General features: G+C 35.9%; 22 protein-coding genes and 1 tRNA gene. 19 read left to right on the forward strand and 4 right to left on the reverse strand.

Translation table 11 applies throughout. The features are described from left to right. Nucleotides 1–283: 283 nt before the first annotated feature. The gene (rnhC, locus tag C7J88_RS00520; protein ID WP_095116170.1) at nucleotides 284–1,222 is read right to left on the reverse strand and encodes a ribonuclease HIII; all 939 of its coding nucleotides are present in this window, start codon (nucleotides 1,220–1,222) and stop codon (nucleotides 284–286) included. A 152-nt stretch (nucleotides 1,223–1,374) separates the two neighbouring features. Here rnhC and zapA point away from each other — a divergent pair, with 152 nt between their 5' ends. The 18 genes from zapA (at nucleotide 1,375) to C7J88_RS00610 (ending at nucleotide 22,169) form a co-directional block, all read left to right on the forward strand. Continuing rightward, on the forward strand, nucleotides 1,375–1,641 hold the full coding sequence (gene zapA, locus C7J88_RS00525) for a cell division protein ZapA (protein ID WP_095116172.1): 267 nt from the start codon (nucleotides 1,375–1,377) through the stop codon (nucleotides 1,639–1,641). A gap of 1 nt (nucleotide 1,642) precedes the next feature. Further along, the gene (locus tag C7J88_RS00530) at nucleotides 1,643–2,161 is read left to right on the forward strand and encodes a CvpA family protein (RefSeq protein ID WP_095116174.1); all 519 of its coding nucleotides are present in this window, start codon (nucleotides 1,643–1,645) and stop codon (nucleotides 2,159–2,161) included. A gap of 165 nt (nucleotides 2,162–2,326) precedes the next feature. Continuing rightward, complete coding sequence (polX, locus tag C7J88_RS00535; protein WP_095116176.1) at nucleotides 2,327–4,036, forward strand: DNA polymerase/3'-5' exonuclease PolX; 1,710 nt, start codon at nucleotides 2,327–2,329, stop codon at nucleotides 4,034–4,036. Between the two features lie 17 nt (nucleotides 4,037–4,053). Next, on the forward strand, nucleotides 4,054–6,402 hold the full coding sequence (locus C7J88_RS00540; protein WP_095116178.1) for an endonuclease MutS2: 2,349 nt from the start codon (nucleotides 4,054–4,056) through the stop codon (nucleotides 6,400–6,402). A 75-nt stretch (nucleotides 6,403–6,477) separates the two neighbouring features. Beyond that, on the forward strand, nucleotides 6,478–6,792 hold the full coding sequence (trxA, locus tag C7J88_RS00545) for a thioredoxin (RefSeq protein WP_095116180.1): 315 nt from the start codon (nucleotides 6,478–6,480) through the stop codon (nucleotides 6,790–6,792). 153 nt (nucleotides 6,793–6,945) lie between these two features. Then, a complete protein-coding gene (gene uvrC, locus C7J88_RS00550) occupies nucleotides 6,946–8,733 on the forward strand; it encodes an excinuclease ABC subunit UvrC (RefSeq protein WP_095116182.1) in 1,788 nt (595 codons plus the stop codon). Between the two features lie 164 nt (nucleotides 8,734–8,897). After that, complete coding sequence (locus tag C7J88_RS00555; RefSeq protein ID WP_095116184.1) at nucleotides 8,898–9,509, forward strand: succinate dehydrogenase cytochrome b558 subunit; 612 nt, start codon at nucleotides 8,898–8,900, stop codon at nucleotides 9,507–9,509. 33 nt (nucleotides 9,510–9,542) lie between these two features. Further along, nucleotides 9,543–11,309 carry a succinate dehydrogenase flavoprotein subunit gene (gene sdhA, locus C7J88_RS00560; protein ID WP_095116186.1) on the forward strand — a complete coding sequence of 589 codons (1,767 nt, stop codon included), beginning with the start codon at nucleotides 9,543–9,545 and terminating at the stop codon, nucleotides 11,307–11,309. Beyond that, nucleotides 11,309–12,118 carry a succinate dehydrogenase iron-sulfur subunit gene (sdhB, locus tag C7J88_RS00565; RefSeq protein WP_095116188.1) on the forward strand — a complete coding sequence of 270 codons (810 nt, stop codon included), beginning with the start codon at nucleotides 11,309–11,311 and terminating at the stop codon, nucleotides 12,116–12,118. The genes sdhA and sdhB overlap by 1 nt, the downstream gene beginning before the upstream one ends. Before the next feature lie 163 nt (nucleotides 12,119–12,281). Beyond that, the gene (gene racE / locus C7J88_RS00570) at nucleotides 12,282–13,079 is read left to right on the forward strand and encodes a glutamate racemase (RefSeq protein WP_095116190.1); all 798 of its coding nucleotides are present in this window, start codon (nucleotides 12,282–12,284) and stop codon (nucleotides 13,077–13,079) included. Between the two features lie 11 nt (nucleotides 13,080–13,090). Continuing rightward, a complete protein-coding gene (locus C7J88_RS00575) occupies nucleotides 13,091–13,672 on the forward strand; it encodes an XTP/dITP diphosphatase (RefSeq protein ID WP_095116192.1) in 582 nt (193 codons plus the stop codon). Nucleotides 13,673–13,674: 2 nt separating this feature from the next. After that, nucleotides 13,675–14,172, forward strand: a complete 498-nt coding sequence (locus tag C7J88_RS00580; RefSeq protein ID WP_095116194.1) for a YfcE family phosphodiesterase — start codon at nucleotides 13,675–13,677, stop codon at nucleotides 14,170–14,172. A gap of 240 nt (nucleotides 14,173–14,412) precedes the next feature. After that, nucleotides 14,413–14,742 (forward strand): hypothetical protein, encoded by a 330-nt coding sequence (locus C7J88_RS00585; protein WP_095116196.1) that lies wholly within the window; start codon nucleotides 14,413–14,415, stop codon nucleotides 14,740–14,742. A 399-nt stretch (nucleotides 14,743–15,141) separates the two neighbouring features. Beyond that, nucleotides 15,142–15,462: a hypothetical protein gene (locus tag C7J88_RS00590; protein WP_095116198.1), complete on the forward strand. Its 321-nt coding sequence runs from the start codon at nucleotides 15,142–15,144 to the stop codon at nucleotides 15,460–15,462. Nucleotides 15,463–15,489: 27 nt separating this feature from the next. Next, nucleotides 15,490–15,828 (forward strand): hypothetical protein, encoded by a 339-nt coding sequence (locus C7J88_RS00595; RefSeq protein WP_095116200.1) that lies wholly within the window; start codon nucleotides 15,490–15,492, stop codon nucleotides 15,826–15,828. A 109-nt stretch (nucleotides 15,829–15,937) separates the two neighbouring features. Then, nucleotides 15,938–18,130: an LPXTG cell wall anchor domain-containing protein gene (locus C7J88_RS00600; protein ID WP_095116202.1), complete on the forward strand. Its 2,193-nt coding sequence runs from the start codon at nucleotides 15,938–15,940 to the stop codon at nucleotides 18,128–18,130. 190 nt (nucleotides 18,131–18,320) lie between these two features. Continuing rightward, nucleotides 18,321–19,601, forward strand: a complete 1,281-nt coding sequence (locus C7J88_RS00605; protein ID WP_095116204.1) for a hypothetical protein — start codon at nucleotides 18,321–18,323, stop codon at nucleotides 19,599–19,601. 384 nt (nucleotides 19,602–19,985) lie between these two features. Then, nucleotides 19,986–22,169 (forward strand): hypothetical protein, encoded by a 2,184-nt coding sequence (locus C7J88_RS00610; protein WP_095116206.1) that lies wholly within the window; start codon nucleotides 19,986–19,988, stop codon nucleotides 22,167–22,169. 692 nt (nucleotides 22,170–22,861) lie between these two features. On the opposite strand, the gene C7J88_RS00615 is transcribed toward C7J88_RS00610, so the two are convergent. Together C7J88_RS00615 and C7J88_RS10695 are read right to left on the reverse strand one after the other, a co-directional pair. Then, nucleotides 22,862–22,935: transfer RNA gene (locus C7J88_RS00615), tRNA-Arg, on the reverse strand. A 233-nt stretch (nucleotides 22,936–23,168) separates the two neighbouring features. Further along, nucleotides 23,169–23,240 carry an alpha-1/alpha-2 family phenol-soluble modulin gene (locus C7J88_RS10695; RefSeq protein ID WP_106904272.1) on the reverse strand — a complete coding sequence of 24 codons (72 nt, stop codon included), beginning with the start codon at nucleotides 23,238–23,240 and terminating at the stop codon, nucleotides 23,169–23,171. Nucleotides 23,241–23,614: 374 nt separating this feature from the next. Between C7J88_RS10695 and C7J88_RS00625 the strand changes: the two genes are divergently transcribed. Beyond that, entirely contained in the window at nucleotides 23,615–23,746 is a 132-nt protein-coding gene (locus tag C7J88_RS00625; RefSeq protein WP_095116208.1) for a beta-class phenol-soluble modulin, read from the forward strand. Nucleotides 23,747–23,974: 228 nt separating this feature from the next. Here the strand turns inward: C7J88_RS00625 and C7J88_RS00630 are convergent, their stop codons facing one another. After that, nucleotides 23,975–24,427 carry an N-acetyltransferase gene (locus C7J88_RS00630; protein ID WP_095116210.1) on the reverse strand — a complete coding sequence of 151 codons (453 nt, stop codon included), beginning with the start codon at nucleotides 24,425–24,427 and terminating at the stop codon, nucleotides 23,975–23,977. Nucleotides 24,428–24,525 lie beyond the last annotated feature (98 nt).

Raw genomic sequence — 24,525 nt, forward strand, 5'->3', positions numbered from 1 at the left:
TTAAAAAGACGGTAGCTTTCTTTAGATTATATTAAACCATCTAATTACTCGCTAAAGTATATGTTAGATGATTATTTTTTATGGCTGTTTTGAGTCAATATTACTAGTCCAATGATTGTTAATACAACCATCAGCATTTCATAATCAGTCAATGTTATTCCTTTCTGGGAGTAACAACTATAACCATAGGCATCACCCCTTTTTCAAGAGATTAGCCACCATCTATCCAACTTGCTCCTTTAACATTCTATCATAATTAAATTTTGATTGTAATTATATTTTCCTATCTATCTTTATATCGTTTTTCCAATATCTTTAAAGCCTTCTCCCGATTTTTAAAGTCTTTTTTGGTAATACTGTCCACTTCATCAATACCATGTTTAGCCATGAGTTTTGCGGCAGCGACATCTACTTTGGGGCCAGCACCTTTTAGAATAGTTGTACGATACTGCTTGGAAAGGGCATCCATATGTTTGACAAATGCATATCGAGAAATAATACTTGCAGCAGCAATAGCAAGGGACTTAGATTCACCTTTTGTTTCATAACATGTTTTATTTTTCAAGGGAACATCACCTATTGCGTAACGTTCATATGTTGGTCTCGGTGTAAATTGATCAATGACGATATAGTCTAACGCTTTTGCATCAATTTTTTGTAATACATTTTTAATACATTCATTATGTAAAACAGCTTTCATTTTTACTTGCGACCAATTCATCGCTTTGCGTTCATTGTATTTTGGATTATCTAATACGAGCAATGAGTGGGGGAGAAACGTCACAAGTTGTTCAGCCAGTTCCACAATTTTAGTGTCTGTAAGCTTTTTAGAATCATCTACACCTAAAGCTTTTAAAACTTCGACATGCTCTTTAGAAACGTAACATGCGCAGACTGTGAGTGGGCCAAAGTAATCGCCACTCCCTGCTTCATCACTACCAATACAGCTATGTGTATTATAATTAATATTTGCACTGTGACTAGATGTATTTTTTGACTTTTTAGATGGTGATGGCGTCACTCTGCCTAGAAGTTCCATAGCCACTTTCTCATTATTGGCCCCTTGAAACATCGCTTTTTTTGAATTATATATACTAATGGTTACACCTTGATATTTAGAACGAAAAATCATACCAGGTGGATAGTTGCCACGAGCTGCTTTTAATTTCCCACGTAAAAAAATGACTTCTTCTGTGGATAGCTCCATTACAAGATTTGACATAGATTTCACCGCTTTCTAGTTGTATCCTTACAAATAGTAACATATATTAGGAAATTAAATGAACTAACAAGGAATCATACACAAAATAAATGAACTCGTGTATAATGTACCGTGATAACTAAATTTATTGACAATAGGCTAGGTGAATGTAGATGGGTGAGTTCAAAAACCGAATCAATGTAACGATAAATGACCAGCACTATACAATTGTTGGTGAAGATGATCCAGAACACATCCGCTATGTTGCGGATCTGGTAGATGGTAAAATCCGAGAGCTGGGTAGTCGCAATGCGGGACTAGACTCAGTGAGAAAGTCAGTTTTAACAGCAGTGAATGTTATGCATGAGTTAGTGTTGTTAGAAGAGGAGAATGCACGTCTTAGAGAAGAAATTCAACGATTAAAACATCGAGGTAAATAATATGTTTCTTCTCTTTGTTTGTATTGTGAGTCTGATTTTTATGATGGTCGGCTTTTATCGTGGTTTCATCGGAAGTGTGCTACATCTTAGTAGTACATTATTTGGAATATGGGTTGCCAAGCAGTATTATCAACCATTCAGTGACTATTTGCGCTTGTTTTTACCCTTTCCAAAAACATTGGCATATGATGCACATTACGTCTTTACGCTGCATCAACCAGAATTGCGATTTGATCGTGTATGTGGATTCATTTTTATACTACTCATCGTCAAAACGATGATATATATGGTTATAAGCAGTTTTGGTGTGTTACTCACTGGAAAACGACCGAATATCGTATCACGTGGGATAGGTGTTGGAATCAGCATAATCGCTGCGATTATCCTATTACACTTTGTTACATATATTGCCGTGTTAATTCCAGATACACAATTACAAACACATGTTGCAGAAACACAAATGGGTTATTGGTTTGTAATGAAAGTACCATTTTTATCACAAATGACATTGCATTTATAAACAGCAAATATTGAAAAATAAATCATTCGTTGCTGAATGATTTTAATAATGGAAATAGTGATCAATGACAGATACATCGTGTCATAATTGCTCGGGTGGGACGAGATGACATCTTTTAATGAAGGTGATGTCTGTCCCATTCCTTTTTAATGAGGTGGAAAAGTGTTGACGAAAAAAGATGTTATACGGTTATTAGAAGAAATTGCGATATATATGGAATTAAAAGGGGAAAATGCATTCAAAATTTCGGCATATAGAAAAGCAGCACAAAGTTTAGAAACGGATGAGCGTCCACTTGATCAAATTGATGATGTGACGACGTTAAAGAATATCGGCAAAGGTGTCGGTGAAGTGATTAATACGTACATTACAACACAGGAAACGCCTGTATTGGATGCGTTGAAAGAAGAAGTCCCGAATGGTCTTATTCCTTTGTTGAAAATCCCTGGACTTGGTAGTAAGCGAATTGCTCGTCTATATAAAGAATTGAATATTACAGATAAGGAATCATTCCAAGCTGCTTGTGAAGAAGGTAACGTGTCAGCTTTAAGTGGTTTCGGTAAAAAGACTGAAGAAAAGTATTTAGCAGCAGTGAAGGAATTAGGTGCTAAGAAAGACCGCTATCCAATCGATCAGATGATTGGTTTGAACCAGTTGATTACAGATTATTTGAGTCAGATTCCAGAAATTGAGCGCTTTGAAGTAGCAGGAAGCTTCCGTCGAATGAAAGAAATGAGTAAAGACTTAGATTATATAATTAGTACGGAAAATCCTTTAAAAGTACAAGAACAACTATTGGCGATACCACAATTGGTTGAAAAAGTAGCGGTAGGTGAAACGAAAGTATCAGTAACACTATCTTATGATGATGAAACAATCGGTGTAGACTTCCGTATGATTGAACCTGCCGCTTTTTACCATACACTTCAGCATTTTACAGGTTCTAAAGACCATAATATTCGCATTCGTCAACTTGCCAAAGCACGTGATGAAAAAGTCAGTGAGTATGGTATCGAACAAGCAGATGGTTCTTTATTGCAATTAGACAGTGAAGAAGCAATCTATGAACATTTCAATACACCGTGGATTATGCCAAGTATACGAGAAGACGGTTCTGAGTTTGATAAAGATTTGACAGGGATCATTCAGATGGAAGATATACGTGGAGATATTCATATGCATACAACTGCAAGTGATGGCGCATTTGGTTTGCGAGAAATGATTGAAGCGAATATTGCGAAAGGTTATGACTACATGTGCATTACTGATCATTCTCAAAGTTTACGTGTGGCCAATGGTTTGTCTGTTGAACGTTTATTAAAACAAAATGAAGAAATTCGTGCGTTGAATGCAGAGTATGATGAGATTGATATTTATTCAGGTATAGAAATGGACATTTTACCAGATGGCTCATTGGATTATGAAGATGATGTGTTGTCACAACTAGACTATGTGATTGCGGCGATTCATCAAAGTTTTAATCAAAGTGAAGCAGAGATTATGAAACGTATGGAGACAGCTTGCCGAAATCCATATGTTCGACATATTGCACATCCAACAGGTAGAATTATCGGTAAGCGTAAAGGTTATGAACCGAATATCGACGAACTCATTGCGCTCTGCCGTGAAACGGGGACAGTGTTAGAAATCAATGCTAACCCGAAACGTCTAGATTTGAGTGCGGATGTGCTACGTCAACACCCAGACTTGATGGTAACAATCAATACCGATGCCCACCATATCAATCATTTAAACTTTATGAAATATGGTGTTGCAACGGCACAAAAAGGATGGGTCAAACGTGAACATGTATTGAATGCGATGACACGTGAATCATTTAAGGCATTTGTCACACAACCTAAGCAGGGTAACTAGAGATTGAGGGGTTTTTAATGAAAACAAAAACTTTAGAGATATTAGAGTTTAATAAAGTGAAAGAAACAATCGAACAAGAAGCGGTCAGTGATCTTGGACGAGCAAAAGTTCAGGCACTTGTGCCGGCGACTGATTTTGATACAGTCACGTTTCAAATGGATGAAATGGATGAAGTAGGACAAATATACAATCAATATCGCATACCGAGTTTGAGTGGCTTATCTAGTGTTTCGGCCTATGTGAAGCGTGCACAAATTGGTGGTACGTTAAATGTGCTTGAACTGAATGCAATTAAGCGATTGATTCAAGTGCAAAATCAATTTAAGACGTTTTATAATCAACTTGTAGAAGATGAAGAAGGTGTTCATTACGAGATTTTAGATGGGCAAATGCAGAGACTTCCGATTTTGACACCGCTTTATCAGTCGATTCATCAGACGTGTGATACACATGATCTCTTTGATTCAGCGAGTACAGAACTTCAATCAATTCGCAGTCGTATTTCGAAGACGAATCAACGTGTGAAAGCACAGTTGGACCGCATTGTTAAGTCGACAGGGAACCAGAAGAAACTGTCTGATGCGATAGTAACGGTGAGAAATGAACGACATGTCATTCCAGTAAAAGCAGAATATCGACAGGATTTTAATGGGATTGTCCATGATCAATCTGCATCTGGTCAAACACTGTATATTGAACCGTCGTCGGTAGTAGAATTAAACAACCAAGTGTCTCGCTTGCGCAGTGAAGAAGCAACGGAAATCAATCGTATTTTGATGGCGTTGACTGCTGAAGTAGCAGTGGAAGCAGAAGGATGTTTCGTTGCAGAAGAGATTATGGGACATCTAGATTTCTTAATTGCGAAAGCGCGTTACGCTGCGAAAATTAAAGGAACGAAACCAACTTTCTCAGAAACACGCAAAGTGTATTTACCGAAAGCATTCCACCCGTTATTAGATAGAGAAACGGTTGTCGCCAATACGATTGAATTTGAAGATAATATTCAAACAGTCATTATTACGGGACCGAACACGGGTGGTAAAACGGTGACCTTAAAAACACTTGGCTTGATTATTGTAATGGCACAGTCAGGTTTGTTAATTCCAACATTGGATGGCAGTCAACTGAGTGTATTTGATAATGTCTTCTGCGATATTGGTGATGAACAATCGATTGAGCAATCATTATCGACGTTCTCTTCTCATATGAAGACAATTGTGGGTATTTTGGAAGAAGCCAATGCGAATAGTCTGATATTATTTGATGAGTTAGGTGCGGGCACAGACCCTAGTGAGGGTGCTGCATTAGCAATGAGTATTTTAGACCATGTCCAATCGCTTGGTTCATTAGTGATGGCAACAACACACTATCCAGAGTTAAAAGCATATAGTTACAATCGTGAAGGTGTGATGAATGCAAGTGTTGAATTTAACGTAGACACTTTGAGCCCTACCTATAAGTTGTTAATGGGTGTGCCAGGACGTTCAAATGCTTTTGAGATTTCAAAACGCTTAGGACTTGGTTTGAAAATCATTAATCATGCGAAGACGATGATTGGGCAAGATGAACAAGAAATTAATGAAATGATTGCTTCGTTAGAACACAATGCAAAACGAGTAGATGATCAGCGTATTGAATGGGAACGCCTCGTGCGTGAAGCAGAAACAATTCATCGTGATTTAACACAACAATACGAGAAGTATCAAAACTTTGAGTCTCGTTTAATGGAAGAAGCGAAGGAAAAGGCAAATCAGCATGTGAAAGCAGCAACACAAGAAGCGGATGATATTGTGAAGTCGTTACGGGACATGCGTGATCAAAAAGGTGCCGAAGTTAAAGAGCATGAGTTAATTGATAAGAAGAAACAACTCGAAAGTCAATATGAAGCGAAGTCAATCAAACAGGACGTGAAGAAGCAGCGTTGGGATGAGATTAAAGCGGGAGATGAAGTGAAGGTCTTATCATATGGCCAGAAAGGTGAAGTATTAGAACTACTTGATGACGATGAAGCAGTTGTCCAAATGGGTATTATCAAGATGAAGTTACCATTGAAAGACTTGGAGAAGAAAGAAAAGACGAAACAACAACCGAGCAAGATGGTGACACGTACGAATCGCTCAACGGTAAAAATGGAATTAGATCTACGTGGCTATCGATATGATGAAGCGATGGTCGCACTCGATCAATATTTGGATCAAGCTGTACTGAGTAATTATGAAGATGTCTATATTATTCACGGTAAAGGAACAGGCGCATTGCAAAAAGGTGTACAACAACATCTCAAACGTCATAAGAGTGTCGCTGACTTCCGCATGGGCATGCCTAGTGAAGGCGGATTCGGTGTGACGGTAGCAACATTACGCTAATGAGCATTAATAATGAAAGGCCACAATGGATTTGTTATAATTTGTTCATCATTAAAAACGAGGAGGCTATAACTTATGGCTATTATTGAAGCAACAGATGCAAAATTCGATCAACAAATAGAAGAAGGCGTTAAATTAGTAGATTTCTGGGCAACTTGGTGTGGACCTTGTAAAATGATTGCACCAGTATTAGAAGACTTAGCAGCAGACTACGAAGGTAAAGCAGACATCTTAAAGTTAGATGTAGACCAAAACCAAGCAACAGCTGCAAAATTTGAAGTAATGAGTATCCCAACATTAATCGTCTTCAAAGACGGTCAACCTGTTGACAAAGTTGTTGGATTCCAACCAAAAGAAAACTTAGCACAAGTTTTAGATAAACATTTATAAGAAATCCGATCATCTGTGTGATATAGATGAATCATACAAAGCCTATTCGTATATTTCTGCGAGTAGGCTTTTCAACGCATTATTTTCTATAACAATATTAAGAAATGTTTTGACTTGGGTATAGTGAAGTGGGGGCAAGCGAGGTGAATTCAGTTGAAAGATGTTAGATCAAGGATTAAACAGAAATTAAGTGTTTTACCGACCGAACCAGGTTGTTATTTGATGAAAGACCGTCAAGATCAAGTTATCTATGTCGGTAAGGCAAAGCGACTACGAAATCGTGTGAGATCTTATTTTACCGGCTCACATGATACGAAGACGACTCGACTCGTCAGCGAGATTGTAGACTTTGAATATATCGTTACATCAAGTGAGACGGAGTCTTTATTGTTAGAACTAAATTTAATAAAAAAATATCAACCGAGATACAATATTTTATTAAAAGATGGCAAAACGTATCCGTTTATCAAAATAACGAAAGAACGTCATCCGAAATTGATTGTCACACGTACCGTACGCAAAGGAAGCGGTAAATATTTCGGACCATATCCCAATGCATATTCCGCACATGAAACGAAAAAGTTACTTGATCGCATTTATCCATTTCGTAAATGTGATAAAATGCCGAATCGTCTCTGTTTGTATTATCATATCGGTCAATGTCTAGGGCCGTGTGTCTATCCTGTTGCGAACGAGGAATATGAACGCATGTCTCGTGAAATCTCAGACTTTCTAAATGGTGAAGATAAAACAATCTTGAAACATTTGGAAACACGTATGTTAGAAGCAAGTGAACAGATGGCATTTGAACAAGCGAAAGAATATCGTGACTTGATTCAGCACGTTCAAAACTTGACGAACAAACAGAAGGTCATTTCGACAGATCAAACAATTCGAGATGTGTTTGGTTATAGTGTAGATAAAGGTTGGATGTGTATCCAAGTGTTCTTCGTTCGACAAGGAAATCTTATTGAACGTGAAGCAACGATGTTCCCACTACAACAAACACCGGAAGAAGAATTTTATACGTTCATCGGTCAATTCTATCAAGTGAACCAGCACTTTTTACCAAAAGAAGTACATGTGCCGAAAGGTCTGGATATTGATATGATTCAGTCGGTTGTCGATACGACGATTTTGACGCCACAGCGTGGTCAAAAGAAACAATTGGTCGATTTGGCGAATAAAAACGCTCGTATCTCATTAGAAAATAAGTTTGAACTGATTGCACGAGATGAGTCAAGAACAATCCATGCAATTGATGAACTCGGTGAAGCAATGGGCATTCAAACACCCATTCGCATTGAAGCTTTTGACAACTCGAACATTCAAGGTGTCGACCCTGTCTCAGCGATGATAACCTTTGTTGACGGTAAACCTGATAAAAAAGGTTATCGCAAATATAAGGTGAAAACGGTAGAAGGTCCTGATGATTACAAAACGATGCGTGAAGTTGTGCGTAGACGATATACACGTGTGTTGAGTGAAGGACTTCCACTACCTGATTTAATTATCGTTGATGGTGGCAAAGGTCATATGTCAGGGGTTATCGATGTGTTAGAGAATGAACTTGGATTGGATATCCCGGTAGCAGGCCTTGCCAAAAACGATAAGCACCAAACAGCAGAACTTTTATATGGTAAAGAAGCGAATGTCATCCCACTCAAAAAAAACAGCCAAGCTTTCTATTTACTGCATCGAATTCAAGATGAGGTGCATCGATTTGCGATAACATTCCACCGTCAAACGAGACGTAAAACTGGCTTACAATCTGTACTCGATGAAGTTGAAGGTATTGGACCGAAACGCAAAGCCAATCTTCTACAAAAATTCGGTTCGATTAAAAAAATGCGAGAAGCAACTGTGGAAGAAATACAAGCGGCAGGTCTACCAAAACAGGCAGCAAACAACGTATATCAAGCACTTCACGAGTCTTCATGATAAATTTGGTGTGAGAATCATTCTCATACCCAAATTTGTCACAATTAGTGTTACAATAATAGTGAATTGATTTCTTTTTTTTAAACGTTGATGCAAACGTTTTCTAAAATAGGGCAAATATTAAAGAAATCAAAAACTAAAAAGTATCGCAGGGGGGACTTCCTTTGACACAATCAAAGAACCAATTCTACCTTAGACGTCTACACTCGTTATTAGGTGTTGTGCCATTAGGTGCTTTCTTATTAGTACATTTAATGGTGAACCATCAAGCGACTAAAGGGGTAGAGGCATTTAACAAAGCGGCAGGCTTTATGGACTCATTACCATTTTTGTACGCCTTAGAGATCATTATGATCTACATTCCAATTTTATACCATGCGGTGTACGGTATTCATATTGCATTTACTGCAAGTCACAATATCGGTCATTACTCATATACGCGTAACTGGTTATTCTTATTCCAACGCTTATCAGGTTTATTAACATTTATCTTCGTAATGGTGCATATGTGGCAAACACGTATCCAAAAATTATTTGGACATGAAGTAAACTTCGATATGATCCACGATATCGTAACGAACCCATTATGGTTGATTTTCTATATCGTTTGTATCATCGCAGTAGTCTTTCATTTTGCGAATGGCTTATGGTCATTCTTAGTGACATGGGGTATTTTGCAATCACCTAAGTCACAACGTATTTTTACATGGGTTTCATTAGCAATTTTCTTAGTAGTATCATACATCGGTGTAAGTGCGATCTTAGCGTTCTTATAAGCGGTTTAATCATTTCAGGGGAGTGACTATTTTATGGCAGAGAAGAAAATTATTGTTGTCGGTGGTGGCCTAGCGGGTCTCATGTCAACAATTAAAGCAGCAGAACAAGGTGCACATGTAGACTTGTTCTCAATTGTTCCAGTTAAACGCTCTCACTCAGTATGTGCGCAAGGCGGTATCAACGGGGCAGTTAATACAAAAGGTGAAGGTGACTCACCATGGATTCACTTTGATGACACAGTATACGGTGGGGACTTCTTAGCAGACCAACCGCCTGTACAAAAAATGACTGAAGCAGCACCTAAGATCATTCATTTACTAGATCGTATGGGTGTTATGTTCAACAGAACGAGTGAAGGGTTATTAGATTTCCGTCGTTTCGGCGGTACATTACATCATAGAACTGCATTCGCAGGTGCGACAACTGGACAACAATTATTATATGCGCTTGATGAACAAGTGCGTAGTTTTGAAGTCGATGGACTTGTGACAAAATATGAAGGATGGGAATTTTTAGGTGTTGTTAAAGACGACGACAATGCAGCACGTGGTATCGTAGCTCAGAACATCACAACATCTGAAATCAAATCATTCGGATCAGATGCCGTTATCATGGCGACGGGTGGTCCTGGTATTATCTTCGGTAAAACAACTAACTCTATGATCAACACAGGTTCAGCAGCATCTATCGTATACCAACAAGGTGTACAATATGCGAATGGTGAATTTATCCAAATCCATCCAACAGCGATTCCAGGTGACGACAAGTTACGTCTCATGTCTGAATCAGCACGTGGTGAAGGTGGACGTATTTGGACGTATAAAGATGGTAAACCATGGTACTTCTTAGAAGAGAAATATCCGGATTACGGTAACTTAGTACCACGTGATATCGCAACACGTGAAATCTTTGATGTCTGCGTGAACCAAAAGTTAGGTATCAATGGTGAAAACATGGTATACCTTGACTTATCACACAAAGATCCACATGAGCTAGATGTTAAGCTCGGCGGTATCATTGAAATTTATGAGAAGTTTACTGGGGATGACCCACGTAAAGTTCCAATGAAAATCTTCCCAGCAGTTCACTATTCAATGGGTGGCTTGTATGTAGACTACGATCAAATGACAAACATCGATGGCTTATTTGCAGCGGGTGAATGTGACTTCTCACAACACGGTGGTAACCGTCTCGGTGCGAACTCATTGTTATCAGCAATCTACGGTGGGACAGTAGCTGGTCCTAATGCTGTGAAGTACGTTCAAAACATTGGAAAATCATATGTTGATATGGATGATAGCTTATATCAACAACGTGTTGACGAAGAACAAGAACGTTTCGATAAGTTACTGAACATGAAAGGGACTGAAAATGCTTATAAGTTACACCGTGAACTCGGTGAAATCATGACAGCTAACGTAACTGTTGTACGTGATAACAAGCGTTTATTAGAAACTGATAAGAAGATCGTTGAGTTAATGCAACGCTATGAAGATATCGATATGGAAGATACTTCTAAATGGAGTAACCAAGCGGTATTCTTCACACGTCAATTGTGGAATATGCTTGTGTTAGCACGCGTTATTACGATTGGAGCATATAACCGTAACGAATCACGTGGTGCACACTACAAACCAGAATTCCCAAATCGTAACGATGAAGAGTGGTTAAAACACACATTGGCAGAATACAAAGGCCGACATGAAGCTCCAGCCTTTACGTATAAACCAGTAGATGTGAGCTTAATCCCACCTCGTAAACGTGACTACACAAGTAAGTCAAAAGGGGGTAAAAAATAATGCCTAGCACTAAAGAGCAAGTGTCAGAACAACAACCCAACAAAAATGCAAATAGAACGGTGAAATTGATCATCAAACGTCAAAAAGATGAAACGTCACAACCGTACGAAGAAACATTTGTTATTCCGTACCGTGACAACATGAACGTTATTGCTTGTTTGATGGAAATTCAACGTAATCCATACAATGACAAAGGGGAAAAAACAACACCAGTAACTTGGGACATGAACTGTCTAGAAGAAGTATGTGGTGCTTGTTCAATGGTTATCAATGGTCGTGCACGTCAATCATGTTCAGCAATCGTTGATCAACTTGAACAACCGATTCGTCTTGAACCAATGAGTACATTCCCAGTCATTCGTGACTTACAAGTTGACCGTACACGTATGTTTGACAACTTGAAACGTATGAAAGCATGGGTACCGATTGATGGTACGTATGACTTAGGTCCTGGACCACGTATGCCAGAGAAAAAACGTCAAACAGCATACGAATTATCAAAATGTATGACTTGTGGTGTATGTTTAGAAGTTTGTCCGAACGTGACACGCAACAATAGTTTCGTTGGTGCACAAGCAATCTCTCAAGTTCGTTTATTCAACTTACATCCAACAGGTTCAATGACGAAAGATGAGCGTTTGAATGCATTGATGGATATGGGTGGCTTGCAAGCATGTGGTAACTCACAAAACTGTGTACAAGCATGTCCTAAAGGTATTCCATTGACGACATCAATCGCAGCATTAAACAGAGAAACATCATTCCATATGTTCAAATCATTCTTTGGTTCTGATCATTTAGTGGACTAATCATATAAGATAGGGCTGGAACAGAATGCTGTTTCAGCTCTATTTTTATGTACAAAGATATAGTTCGTAGAAATCATTGAGTGTAAAATTTGAGTTTCTAGCAAATGCTTTGTTACACATGTTAAAATGGTCAGTAACAAACATAGAGAAGAGGTTGAAAGCCATGGAAAGACCAATCGGTGTCATGGACTCGGGTGTGGGTGGACTCACAGTCGCAAAAGAAATCATGCGACAACTTCCAAATGAAACAATCTACTATCTAGGAGATGTTGGTCGTTGCCCATACGGACCAAGAAGTGGGGAGGAGGTCAAAAAATTTACGATTCAAATGGCGGAATATCTCACAAAGTTCAACATAAAAATGTTAGTCATCGCATGTAATACAGCGACCGCAGTAGCGTTAAAACCACTTCAACAACAATTAAAAATACCAGTTATTGGTGTGATTGAACCAGGTGCAAGAACGGCCATTATGACAACGAATAATCAAAAAGTACTCGTACTTGGAACAGAAGGAACAATCAAATCAGAAGCGTATCGCCACCAGATCAATCGCATTAACCCGCATGTTGAAGTGAGTGGTGTTGCATGTCCTGGATTTGTACCACTTGTAGAAGAGATGAAATACAAAGATCCTACAATCACAAATATTATCATTCATCAAACATTGAAGCGTTGGCGTCAACATGATGCAGATACGGTTATTTTAGGTTGCACACACTATCCATTGCTATATCAGCCAATCTATGACTATTTCGATAAGCGTAAAGTTGTCATCTCATCAGGACTTGAAACAGCAAGAGAAGTAAGTGCGCTTTTGACATTTAGTCAGGGACATGCACACTATAATCCAGCACCACAGCATCGTTTCTTTGCGAATGGAGACGTGACACATATGACATACATTATTAAAGAATGGCTGAAGATAGATACAGAAGTTGAACAAATCACATTAAGTTAGGAGAACGTTCGATGAAGGAAATAGTAATCGCCACATCTAATCAAGGTAAAATTAATGATTTTAAAACAATTTTTAAAGAAGCGAAGGTCATTGGTATTAATGAATTAATCGCTGACTTTGATGTTGAAGAAACGGGTACAACATTTGAAGAGAATGCACGTTTGAAATCTGAAGCAGCAGCGAAAGCACTTGGAAAAACAGTTATTGCTGATGATAGTGGTTTAGAAGTTACGTCGTTAAACGGAGAACCCGGCATTTATTCCGCACGATATGCTGGAGAAGCGAAAGATGATGAAGCAAATATTGATAAAGTGTTAGAGAAGTTAGAAGGTCACGAAGACCGTACAGCCCGATTTGTCTGTGTGATTAGTTTGACAACAGCAGAAGGTGTGACTCATACATTTACAGGTAGAGTTGAAGGTGAAATCACTTTACAACGTACGGGAGAGAATGGTTTTGGTTATGATCCAGTCTTCTACGTACCTGATAAGCAAAAAACTATGGCACAACTGACAACATCAGAAAAGGCGGAAATCAGTCACAGACGTAAAGCAATCGATCAATTACAAGCATTTATTGAAAGTGAAGTGTAACGATGAAAAAGTGGATTCTAGTCAGTGATAATCATTCAGAAACAGGAATTTTATATGATATTTATCATCAACATGAAGATGCTGATGCATTCTTCCATCTGGGTGACTCAGAATTTAAATATTATGATACTGAGTTAAGTTTGTATCAACGTGTCAAAGGTAATATGGACTTTTACCCAGAATTTCCAGAAACACAAATAGCTACATCGGATGGGGACAGAATCTTTTTTACACATGGGCATCTTTTCGGTGTAAATGGATCAAGATTAACACTAGCACAACAAGCCAGTCAAAATGGGGCACGTTTTGCGTTTTATGGACATACACACGTTGCTCGCTATGAGTATATTAATGGTATACATGTCATCAATCCAGGCAGTATTTCACAATCGCGCAGTAATATAGAAGAGACTTATGCAGAAATTATTGAAGATAATAGAAGGTATCAACTGAACTTTCGAAATCGTCAACATCAGGTCATCAATCGCATGACATTGTAGTGGAAGATTAAAATTTAAATTCAAACTATAACAAGAGTGGGACACAAGCGTTACTATAATGCTTGATATCTCACTCTCTTTCATTTTTGAAATCAACGGTTCAAAGGTTGATGTTGTCGTAGTTACCGTTTTCTTGAATTATTTTACATTCCATCAATTTTATGATAATATTCATATGAATTAATTATGTAAATCACTAATTCATTCTACGTATATTTGTTGATAAAAGGAGGGATAGCATTGGACGATAAGAAGAATATCTTAGTAATCAAGTTATCAAAAGAACATGACGAGAGTGACAAAGCACTCAAAGACAGAGTAACAGGAAAATGGAAAATATCTCCTAAAAGATTAGATGACGTAGAATTTGTTGTCGTACTCATATTACAAGAGGTTGTTGCAACGTATCGTTTAGGTGACGAATTTAAATACAATCGTTCTACGGGCAGAGTAGAAGACTTAGAGCTAATAGAAGATGACACATATCAAAAGTATATTGGACAATTTGTAGACTATAAAACAAGTAATCCTGCTACGCTATCATCTGAAAGCAACTTGTTTGCACAATAGAAAATAAGAGAAATATAACGATTAATATTATAAAAATCAAAGTGTAATACTTAATGATCCTAGTTTTAAGGGTGGTTTCGTATTACACTTTTTTTGCGTTTTGTTAGAAATGATTTCGTTTAGACTCAAAGCATAAGTCAAGAGAATTGTGCACTACAAAAATTTTTCAAAAATAAGCATAAATTTGTTAAAGAGTAAAGTGATTTTAAGGTTATAGGTAAAACTCTCAAAGGGGTTTTTGTAAAAGTTCCTAAAATTGTCACAAAATACAAATTTGAGAAATACTATATTCTTGATTTCACATCTGTGATAATATAAAAATACAATGATATATTGAATGATTGAAAATGTAAATTAGATAATTAGTAATGAGGAAGAAGGATTAAGGAGTGGAGAATCATGAATAATTTACTAATTATAAAGTTGACGGGGGAAAAACCGAAAAATAAACAAGAAATAATAGAGCGTGCAAGTAGCGGTTGGAAAATATCACCTAAACGATTAAACGATGTAAAATACGTCGTTGTACTATATCAACAAATCGTTATCGCTACATATCAACTCGGTAAGATGTTGACATATAACAAAAATATCGCAAAAGTAACAAAATTAGATCTTACAGAAACAAAAGACTTGGATATTGTCGGTCAAGATGTTTCATATCCTACGAGCAACCCAGCAACGATCTCATCACTGGATAATTTATTTAAAAATAAATAATAGATAATTCAATAGGGGGTACATTTAATGAAAAGATTACTTACACTCGCATTATTCATGGTCGTATTATTAACAGCATGTGGAAACAAACTAGATGGAACATACGAAAACGATAAAGTAATGCTTGAAGCAAATGATGAAACAGAAAAAGTCGAATTAACATTTAAGTTAGAAAATACTGGTTTTTCTTTTTTTACTAAGGAAGATGTATCTTTTGAAGGAAAAATAGATAAAAAAGAAAATAAAATCATCATTCGTGAACAAGGCGAAGTATTCAAAATGGATTACAAAGTTGAAAAAGATAAAGTGAAGTTAGTCAGCCAAGAATTAGGGATTGAAGATGAACTTACAAAAGTAGAAGAGTAAATCTTCTATTTATGATAAACATAAAAGATTTAAGATAATGAACTATAACAATTTTTTGCTTAGTCATATCTATATAAATAATAAAACATACAAGGAAGGGGACATGTAAATGTCACAGAAATTATTTGTACGCACATTAATTACCGGTTTAGCAACATCAGCTTTATTAGCAGGGGGACATGCTGCAAAAGCTGCAGAAGAAACAGCGCCAGTTACAGACAATCAAGAACAACCTCAAACTTCAAATCAAACACAAGCAGATACACCTCAAACTGAAAATACATCATCTGACACAACAGATGAACCATCAACAACTACTGATGTAACAACACCAGAAGAAACACAACCTACAACAGATGCACCAGAAGAAACACCTATTGCTGAAGAACAACCGATACAAGATCAACCTGAACAGCCTAATACGGGAGAAGAGGATTTAGTTTCAGATACTAAACCAGCTGAAGTCTCAAAAGAAGAATTAAAACAGCAAGAAATTGAAAATGCTCAAAATAATTTAAATACTGCTAATCAACAAGTTAAAGCTGCACAAGATGATCGAGATAAAGCGGCTCAAGAAAAAGCTGCAGCTGATCAAAAATTAAAAACAGCACAATCTGTAAAAACAACATCAACGAAACAAGTGGATCAAAAAATTGTTGATGAAACTAAAAAATTAAACAACACAACATCTAAAGTTCAAACAACACAATCACAATTGAATAAAAAGCAAGCTGAAATTGATAAAAAAGAACAGCAAATTAAAAATTATAAACCTGAGGTAAGAGAAAAGGTTGTTCACACTTCTAACACGCCTGAAGAGGCAGAGAATCAACGTTATCACGACTGGGTAGAAGATGTGAAATACACTGGAACACCTCAAGTTGTAAAATTAAAAGCTCAACAAGGAAAGTACGTTCCAAATAACGAACGAATTGGCCAAATTTTTGTAGATTATCTTAACGAATTAAAACGCATTAATGGTTTGCCAGGTCATGTAACATTATCAACTAACCCTGCCGTGCAAGCTTTCTCTCAAGCCCGAGCAGATGAATCAGCTGCTAATTACCGAAGCCATTACACTGAGTTACCAGATAGAAATAAATATCAAGGTGCAGAAAATTTAGCTCGTCATTATGCGTATGAATCAAAACCTGTATCTGATGAAGAAGTTGCTTATACGATGTTATTAGCTTGGTTCTCAGATTATAATAACGCTAAAAAAGGATATGGTCATCGTACAAACCTTTTAGGTGTTGACGGTGAAATTGGCTTCGCAACTGTGAGATATGGAGGAGAAGAAGACGGAATTTATACTCTACTCTCAGTTATGAACTCTCAAGGTTGGGATAGAGAAAATGTTTATAGTAAAGTAACAGAAACTCAAGTTGGAGATAAATTACAATATCGTTTAGATGGTAAAGAAGTTTATTTCGTACCTAAGAAAGTATTCCAATATATTACAACAGAAACAATTGACAAATCTGGTGATATTAAAGCTGAGTTAAATAAATTAAATAAAGAAAAAGCAAACTTAGAATCTGAACTTAAAAATTATAACAATGAAATTTCAAAAATTAAGAAAACAATTGCTAATTTGCAAGAACAACGTAAATTAATTAACGCAAATAATGCTACTCAGCAAAAAGCAATGAGTGATGCAAAAGCGTTAGTTGCTAAAAATACGAAAGCATTAGCTGCTGCAGAAAAGAAACTTGCAGATGCTAAAAAAAATAAAGCAGCTGCACAAAAAGCATTGGACGAATTAACAAAAGTTGATGAACCGACACAACCTTCTGATACAACGAAACCAACAGAAAAACCAACAATGCCGTCAAAACCAACGTCTGAAAAGCCAAAAGATAATGTTAAACCAGGAGAAACAACACAACCTGGAACAAATACACCAACTGAAACAAAACCAGTAGTTGTTCCAAAAGAAGAAAAACCTACTATGGATAAAAAATTAGGTACAACAGAGACGTCATCAAAAGGAATCCAAGTCACATTGCCATCAGGTGAAAAAGTGACAATTTCGAAGAAAACAGTTGGCACTACATTGATTGCAGAGCCAATGGGTAATATGCCAGTTACTACACAACTAAAAGCAACAATGACATCAAGCAATGGACAAGCACCAAAGGCTATGAACTTATCAAAAGGTAATGATAAATCTGATGACAATATGCAGATGTTACCTAATACAGGTCAAGAACAAAAAACAGGAATCTTTGCAGGACTTGCAGCATTATTAGCAGGCATTGCGACATACTTTGGTTTCCGTCGTAAATCATCACAAAAATAATTAAAATATTAGAATGGGACATGACTTTCTAGAAAATGAACAGTAATTGAACGAGATAATTGATTTCGTTTATAATTAGCACAAATCTATTAGATTGTACTTACTGTATCTATCACAATATAGTTAGTTATGTTCCATTTTATCTTTAAAGAACCTAGTGTATTATTTGCGATTAACGGGAGGGTATTTTATGACTGATAAGGTATTAAAAAGTGAAGAAATTACTGAAGTAATTGAATCGCTTAATGAATCAACTGAAAAAGAGTTTGAAGAAAAGATTTTATCTAAAGCATTGTTAGATAAAGAAGCATTTTCAAATCAATATAATCCATGGCAAAAAGAAGCAGGTCAAAAATTGATTGGTAACTTCAGTCGAATTATTAATGAATTGCCACTTGAAGATGGTGATGAAAATGCAGAAACATTTTCATGGTTAGACTATGATGAAGAGATGTCTCATATTATCCCTAAAAAAAGTATGGATAAACATAATAGAAAATTGCGATATGCTATTCCTAATCACGTTCAAGGGAATATTGAAGAAGCTAATTTGTTTTTGTGTTTAACAAATCCAAATATTGCTGATAAATTTGATGTAAAAGGACGAAAATACAATAGAAATATTTTAGATTTTCATCAAGCATTCAGAAAATATGTTACTAAGGATGGACGAGTTTTTGAAAATCCCGATCCAAGTTCACATCTTGAAAATTTTCAATCAAGTGACAATAGTGAAACACAAAAACTTGTTTTGCAACATATTTTTAATGATGAAAAGTCTGAAGTTGAAGATGAAATTGAAAGTTTATTAAAAAATGATAGAGATAATGAGGAGGTTATTTCAGACTTAAAGGATAAACTAAAAAATTATTATTACACCAAGCAATACTTTAGAAAAATACTCCACGAAAAAGAGTTTAATGGTTTAATTGACTACATCATCGAGTATGTAGAGAATAATGATAGAGATAGCGTCAAAGATTATTTTAAAAATATAAAAACATGTAACCTAGAAAGTTTTCCTTTTCGATCTACAATGCCTGACATAAAGAAAAATGGGAAAGGAATTGGAAATAACATTTTAAGTACACAAAATGATGTGATTCTATTTAGTGCACGCATTATTATACGCCGTATAGCCTTATATATTCAAAACGCAAAACAAGAGTCAGAAAAACCATCATTTATTTTTAGAAGATTTAATGATTCTTGGAGACAATCAATTATAGAAGTATTAAAAAAAGATTATTTATTTTCAAATGATGAAGTTGAAATCGTTTTGGCTTATTTAAGAAAATATTATTTCTATACATTTCTGTCAATAGATACTGATAATTCACAAAGTAGTGGTGGTGTGTCTGAAGGCAATGTATACCATTTCACAACTAAAAAAGGTAAAGTTACAGAAGAACCTATTGGTGTAGAAGGTCTAAAATACTTCAGAGAGATGATATTACCAGAACAAAAGTAAGCCTCTTTTTGTAAATTATTTATACAAGTTTAAAATTGTCATCTTAAACAAACATTAGAGAAAGATCTCATGAATTGGGGTCTTTCTTTGCTGATATAGGATGCAGTTCTAATTTATCTTTATAAAGTAATGAGAAGTCATGTTTAAAAGTATAGAATGACTTAATAAAAATAGAAACTATATTTATATTGAAGTGAGTGTGTGCTAAAATAAAAATGTCAAAATTTGTGTGAATGATAGGATTTAATTCAATCGTATTCGACAACATGTTTTTAAATCATTCTATTAAACAATTTATTCTAATGATTTTTCCAGTCGACTGTTAGAGAGAGAAATGTAAGTTGGTTGTTAAAAATAAACTCTCAATCGAAGGGAGACATGTCAATGTCGCAAAAATTATTTGTAAGAACGTTAATTACTGGTTTAGCTACTTCGGCCGTATTAGCAGGGGGTCACGCTGCTAAAGCTGCAGAAGAAATTGCTCCTGTCACAGAAGGTCAAGAACAACCACAAACTTCAGATCAACCACAACCAGATATACCTCAAGCTGAGCCTACAACATCCGAAACAACTGATGATAAACCTACTCAACCAGAATCCACAGAAACTCCCACATCAGAAAAACCACAACATACAACTGAAGCACCTCAAAATCCAACTATTACAGAAGAACAACCTAAACACCTAAATACGGATGAATTAGCTTCAAATTTTAAACGTACTGAAGTGTCAAAAAAAGAATTGAAAAAACAAGAAACTGAAGATGCTAAAAATGATTTGAATACAGCTAATCAACAAGTAAAATCAGCTCAAGAAGAAAGAGATAAAGCAGTTCATGATAAAGTGGTAGCAGAGCAGCAATTAAAAGCTGCGCAATCAGTGAAAACAACGTCAACGAAACAAGTGGATCAAAAAATTGCTGATAACACAAAGAACTTAAATGATATAAAATCGAAAGCTCAAATAACGCAATCGCAATTAGATCAAAAAACATCTGAAGTTAATAACAAAGAACAAGAACTTAAAAAATACAAACCGACAGTTAAAGTTACCAAATCATATACAAATGATTCGGTAAAATATGTAGAAGAACATCGATTTAATGAATGGACTGAAGATGTAGTTTACTCTGGGACACCTAAAACAGTGACATTAAAAGAGCCTAAAGGTAAATATGTGCCGAATGTGCAACGTGTTGGGAAGTTTGTTGAACAATACATTAACGAAATTAAACGCATTAATGGTTTATCAGGAAAAGTAAAATTTACCACTAACAAAGAATTGCAAAAATACTCAATGGATCGAGCAAAAGAGATTATTACAAATCAAGTGCTTTCTCACGACACAAACTTACCGAATAGTGATCGATTACAAGGCACTGAGAATGCGGGGTACAAGTTTGACACACAAAGTTTGTTGATTTCAGATGAAGAACTTGCTTACAGTATTGTGTTGAGTTGGTTTGCTGAATATAACAATCTTTTTAAAAACTACTGGCATAGAACAAATATGATTCAACATAATAATGATTTTGGTTTAGGTCTTGTGAGTGATACTTTTCATGGGGATCAGGTATTTATGTACGTTTATAATACATCAGGCATGGGTTATGAAGACTTTTATAAACCTGTCGAAACAGAAATGCCAGATGGTAAAGTAACATATCGTATTGATGGGAAAAAGATTAAGTTCTTACCTAAAACGTTATTCAAATATGTTCGTGAAGAAGTGGTGGATCATTCAGGCGAATTAAAAACTGAACTTGCACAGTTGAAGAAGGAGAAAGCAGCCTTAGATTCTAAAGTGAGCCATTATAATAATGAAATGACTTATATTGAAACAATCATCAGTAAATTAAAACAACAACGTCAGCATATTACATCAAGTAACGCAACACAACAAAAAGCTATTAGTGATGCAAAAGCGTTAGTTGCTAAAAATACGAAAGCATTAGCTGCTGCTGAAAAGAAACTTGCTGATGCTAAGAAGCATAAAGCAGCTGCTCAAAAAGCATTGGAAGACTTAACAAAAGTTGAAAAACCAGCTAAGCCATCAGAACCAGTTAAACCGACAACATCAAAACCAGTTAAGCCATCAAAACCAGTTAAACCAACAACGTCAAAGCTAGTTAAGGTTAATAGTAAAAAAACAATTAAAGTTAAAATGAATCAACATAAACCGAGTGCTAATGCACCAAGTAAGACTAAAGCAGGTGTAACATCAAAAGGCGATAAACTAAATCATGTGGTTAAAGTAAATAAGTTTGAAGTACCATCAAAAGGAATTCAAGTGATATTACCAACAGGTGACCAAGTGACAATTCCGAAAAAAACAGTTAGAAATAACTTAACTGCTAAGCCAATTGATAATGTAGTAGGTACAACGCAATTAAAAACGGAAAGGCTTTCAAATACTACGCTAGCAAATAAAAACACATCACATAATAAGGTGAAGGTTTTACCAAATACAGGTCAAGAACAAGAAACAAAGATGTTCACAGGACTTTTAACTATGTTAATGGGGATTTTCACATTACGTGCTTTCCGACGTAATTCAATTGAAAAATAACAAAAAAGATCTCAGGCTTTTATAACCTGGGATCTTTTCACTAGCTTAGTTTTTATATAAATTAATACTCAACGTATTTTTAACAGGCTAGAAAGAAAGCAAAAAGAAGCAAGTATCGCTGAATCTAAAAGCAGAACCTTTCGAAACTACTGCTTAGGGATTACGACAATTGCTTCAATAATCAAAAGTTGGTTGTGAATTTAATTCTCTTCCACTATTTTATTATAATAAGGGGTGATTCGAATGACAAATTTAACTAAAACGAAGGTTAAAATTATCTTAAACTATGCAATAGGTATAGCCGCACTGATATTTACATTTTATATCATTTTTAAATATTCCATTAGTCTGTTTATGTGAAAAACTTAATTGAATCAGATTTATCTGCCTATAAAATAAGTAAACAAGCAAATGTAGACTTAGCCAATATTAGAAAATAAGACATGGTGAAATAAAAGTAGAGTAACTAAGCTTTAATACTGCCGAAAACCTTTATAATTACCAAAAGCAGCTGGAAGATAAGTAACCAAACCCCACTCATTAATTTGGATGGGGTTAATTATACAAGTTTGGGTCCCTAAAAAGTCCCTGAAAATTAGTGAGATATGGCATGTAATTATAAACAAAATAAAGAAGAACCCCGTAGATACGGGATTCTTAAAATTGAAATGTCTTTAAATTTCTATAATTAACGTCCTGGGAGGGATTCGAACCCCCGACCGATGGCTTAGAAGGCCATTGCTCTATCCAGCTGAGCTACCAGGACTTTTTAACACAAAACTTATTATAACCAAGTCTGTTGAATAAAGCAACAGATTACTAGGGAATTTTCTTTCCATTTAACTTATATGTAGAAATTTTACATCACACAAAATATGTGGGGAGTTCAGTGACTACAAGGGCATGCATTATATAGTTATTATATATAATTTGAAGCATCTTTCTAACATCAAAAAACGCTGAGACATCACGGACATGTCTCAGCGCTAGGTCAATATCTTATTTCGCAAATGTGTCTACCAAGCCTTTGATTAATTTCACAATACCTAGAATGATACTCGCCCAAGTCATGATAGCGACCTCCTCTTTCTGAATTTAATGCTAGTTTAACGGATTTGTTTAAATGAATGTGATGTTTTGCGTAACTCACTAGAATGTATGCATATCTGTACAGTTGCGCTTAATTATTTACAGTCAGGCATGCCTAAGTGTCGTAACTGCATGATGACTCATAAAAGAATCTCTATATGTCGCTATTTTTAACAGTTAGGCAACGTAACTGTTAAAATTGACCGCTGATTCAACACTTAAGCATGAAATTTGACGAGTTGGGGAAAAATGACCTGATACTGTAAAAGATGAGATATAGTGTAATTAACAAAACGAAGTCATCAAACAAAACGGCTTGGTTTTGAAATAGTCTTATTTAAGGAGTGTACATATTTATGTCAGAAATTATTAATGCAATCAAGGATACGGTACAAGCAGGATTAGATCAAGACTGGGTAACAATGGGAACAGGTATTGCGGATATCGTTGCACAAGGTATTGGTCTTATCTCTGGTTTCTTTGGCTAAGTTTCAGTTGAATTCATATTGTCGAATCCTAAACTGAAGTAGTATTATCAGACGGTGACATAGCTGGCATCGTCGTAGTAGAAAAGTGTTAAGTATTAGTGAGATTTTTGTCTAAATGAACATAAAAAGGGGCTAGGAATACACGGAAATGTATTTCTAGCCTTTTCCCGTTTTACGACTAAAACACCACATATAAACACAGGAGTGTGTCATATGTGGTGTAAGTGATTAATTATTTTTGGGTGACCAGACGAGAATATCGTGTCCGTCATCATTTTGTGCCTCTAAGTCCTCAAAACCATTTTTCACGAAGAAACTTTTCGATTCAAAGCGAGCGATAGCCTTGATTGGATGACCGAATGATTTCGCAAATTCGAGTAGGTCAGCACCATAGCCTTTACCCCAATATGGTTTCAGTACTTCTACTTTCCAGATAACGAGATAGTCATCGTATTCTGGGAAATAAGTTTCTTCAACTTCTCCTTTGCGATAAAGTGCCATTCTTGCCACAAGTTTTTCACCGACAAAGATGCCGTAAAATGGTGAATCAGAACTTGCATCAATCATTTCTCCATGTAATTCATCTACTAAGTATAAGTCCTTATTACCAAAGTTTTCACGGAATGCTGCAAATAATTCTTCTGTTTTATAGTTGATATCAAGATGTGTTACTTTTGCCATAGGATGACCCCCTCTGTTGACTTTCTTCTATTATAACGCAATTCTGAAAGTTATTGAAGTAAGCCGTAAAATTGTCAGACAGACATGTAACGATTATA

The sequence above is a fragment of the Staphylococcus muscae genome (assembly GCF_003019275.1).
GTDB classification, from domain to species: Bacteria; Bacillota; Bacilli; order Staphylococcales; family Staphylococcaceae; genus Staphylococcus; species Staphylococcus muscae.

Excerpts from the sequence above, each read along its gene's own strand:
- C7J88_RS00610 (WP_095116206.1), top strand. The coding sequence starts at position 19,986 with ATGTCGCAAAAATTATTTGTAAGAACGTTAATTACTGGTTTAGCTACT.
- trxA (WP_095116180.1), top strand. The coding sequence starts at position 6,478 with ATGGCTATTATTGAAGCAACAGATGCAAAATTCGATCAACAAATAGAA.
- zapA (WP_095116172.1), top strand. The coding sequence starts at position 1,375 with ATGGGTGAGTTCAAAAACCGAATCAATGTAACGATAAATGACCAGCAC.
- C7J88_RS00590 (WP_095116198.1), top strand. The coding sequence starts at position 15,142 with ATGAATAATTTACTAATTATAAAGTTGACGGGGGAAAAACCGAAAAAT.
- C7J88_RS00530 (WP_095116174.1), top strand. The coding sequence starts at position 1,643 with ATGTTTCTTCTCTTTGTTTGTATTGTGAGTCTGATTTTTATGATGGTC.
- rnhC (WP_095116170.1), bottom strand. The coding sequence starts at position 1,222 with ATGTCAAATCTTGTAATGGAGCTATCCACAGAAGAAGTCATTTTTTTA.
- C7J88_RS00625 (WP_095116208.1), top strand. The coding sequence starts at position 23,615 with ATGTCAGAAATTATTAATGCAATCAAGGATACGGTACAAGCAGGATTA.
- C7J88_RS00540 (WP_095116178.1), top strand. The coding sequence starts at position 4,054 with ATGAAAACAAAAACTTTAGAGATATTAGAGTTTAATAAAGTGAAAGAA.
- sdhB (WP_095116188.1), top strand. The coding sequence starts at position 11,309 with ATGCCTAGCACTAAAGAGCAAGTGTCAGAACAACAACCCAACAAAAAT.
- C7J88_RS00575 (WP_095116192.1), top strand. The coding sequence starts at position 13,091 with ATGAAGGAAATAGTAATCGCCACATCTAATCAAGGTAAAATTAATGAT.
- C7J88_RS00580 (WP_095116194.1), top strand. The coding sequence starts at position 13,675 with ATGAAAAAGTGGATTCTAGTCAGTGATAATCATTCAGAAACAGGAATT.
- C7J88_RS00630 (WP_095116210.1), bottom strand. The coding sequence starts at position 24,427 with ATGGCAAAAGTAACACATCTTGATATCAACTATAAAACAGAAGAATTA.
- C7J88_RS00595 (WP_095116200.1), top strand. The coding sequence starts at position 15,490 with ATGAAAAGATTACTTACACTCGCATTATTCATGGTCGTATTATTAACA.
- C7J88_RS00600 (WP_095116202.1), top strand. The coding sequence starts at position 15,938 with ATGTCACAGAAATTATTTGTACGCACATTAATTACCGGTTTAGCAACA.
- racE (WP_095116190.1), top strand. The coding sequence starts at position 12,282 with ATGGAAAGACCAATCGGTGTCATGGACTCGGGTGTGGGTGGACTCACA.
- sdhA (WP_095116186.1), top strand. The coding sequence starts at position 9,543 with ATGGCAGAGAAGAAAATTATTGTTGTCGGTGGTGGCCTAGCGGGTCTC.
- C7J88_RS00605 (WP_095116204.1), top strand. The coding sequence starts at position 18,321 with ATGACTGATAAGGTATTAAAAAGTGAAGAAATTACTGAAGTAATTGAA.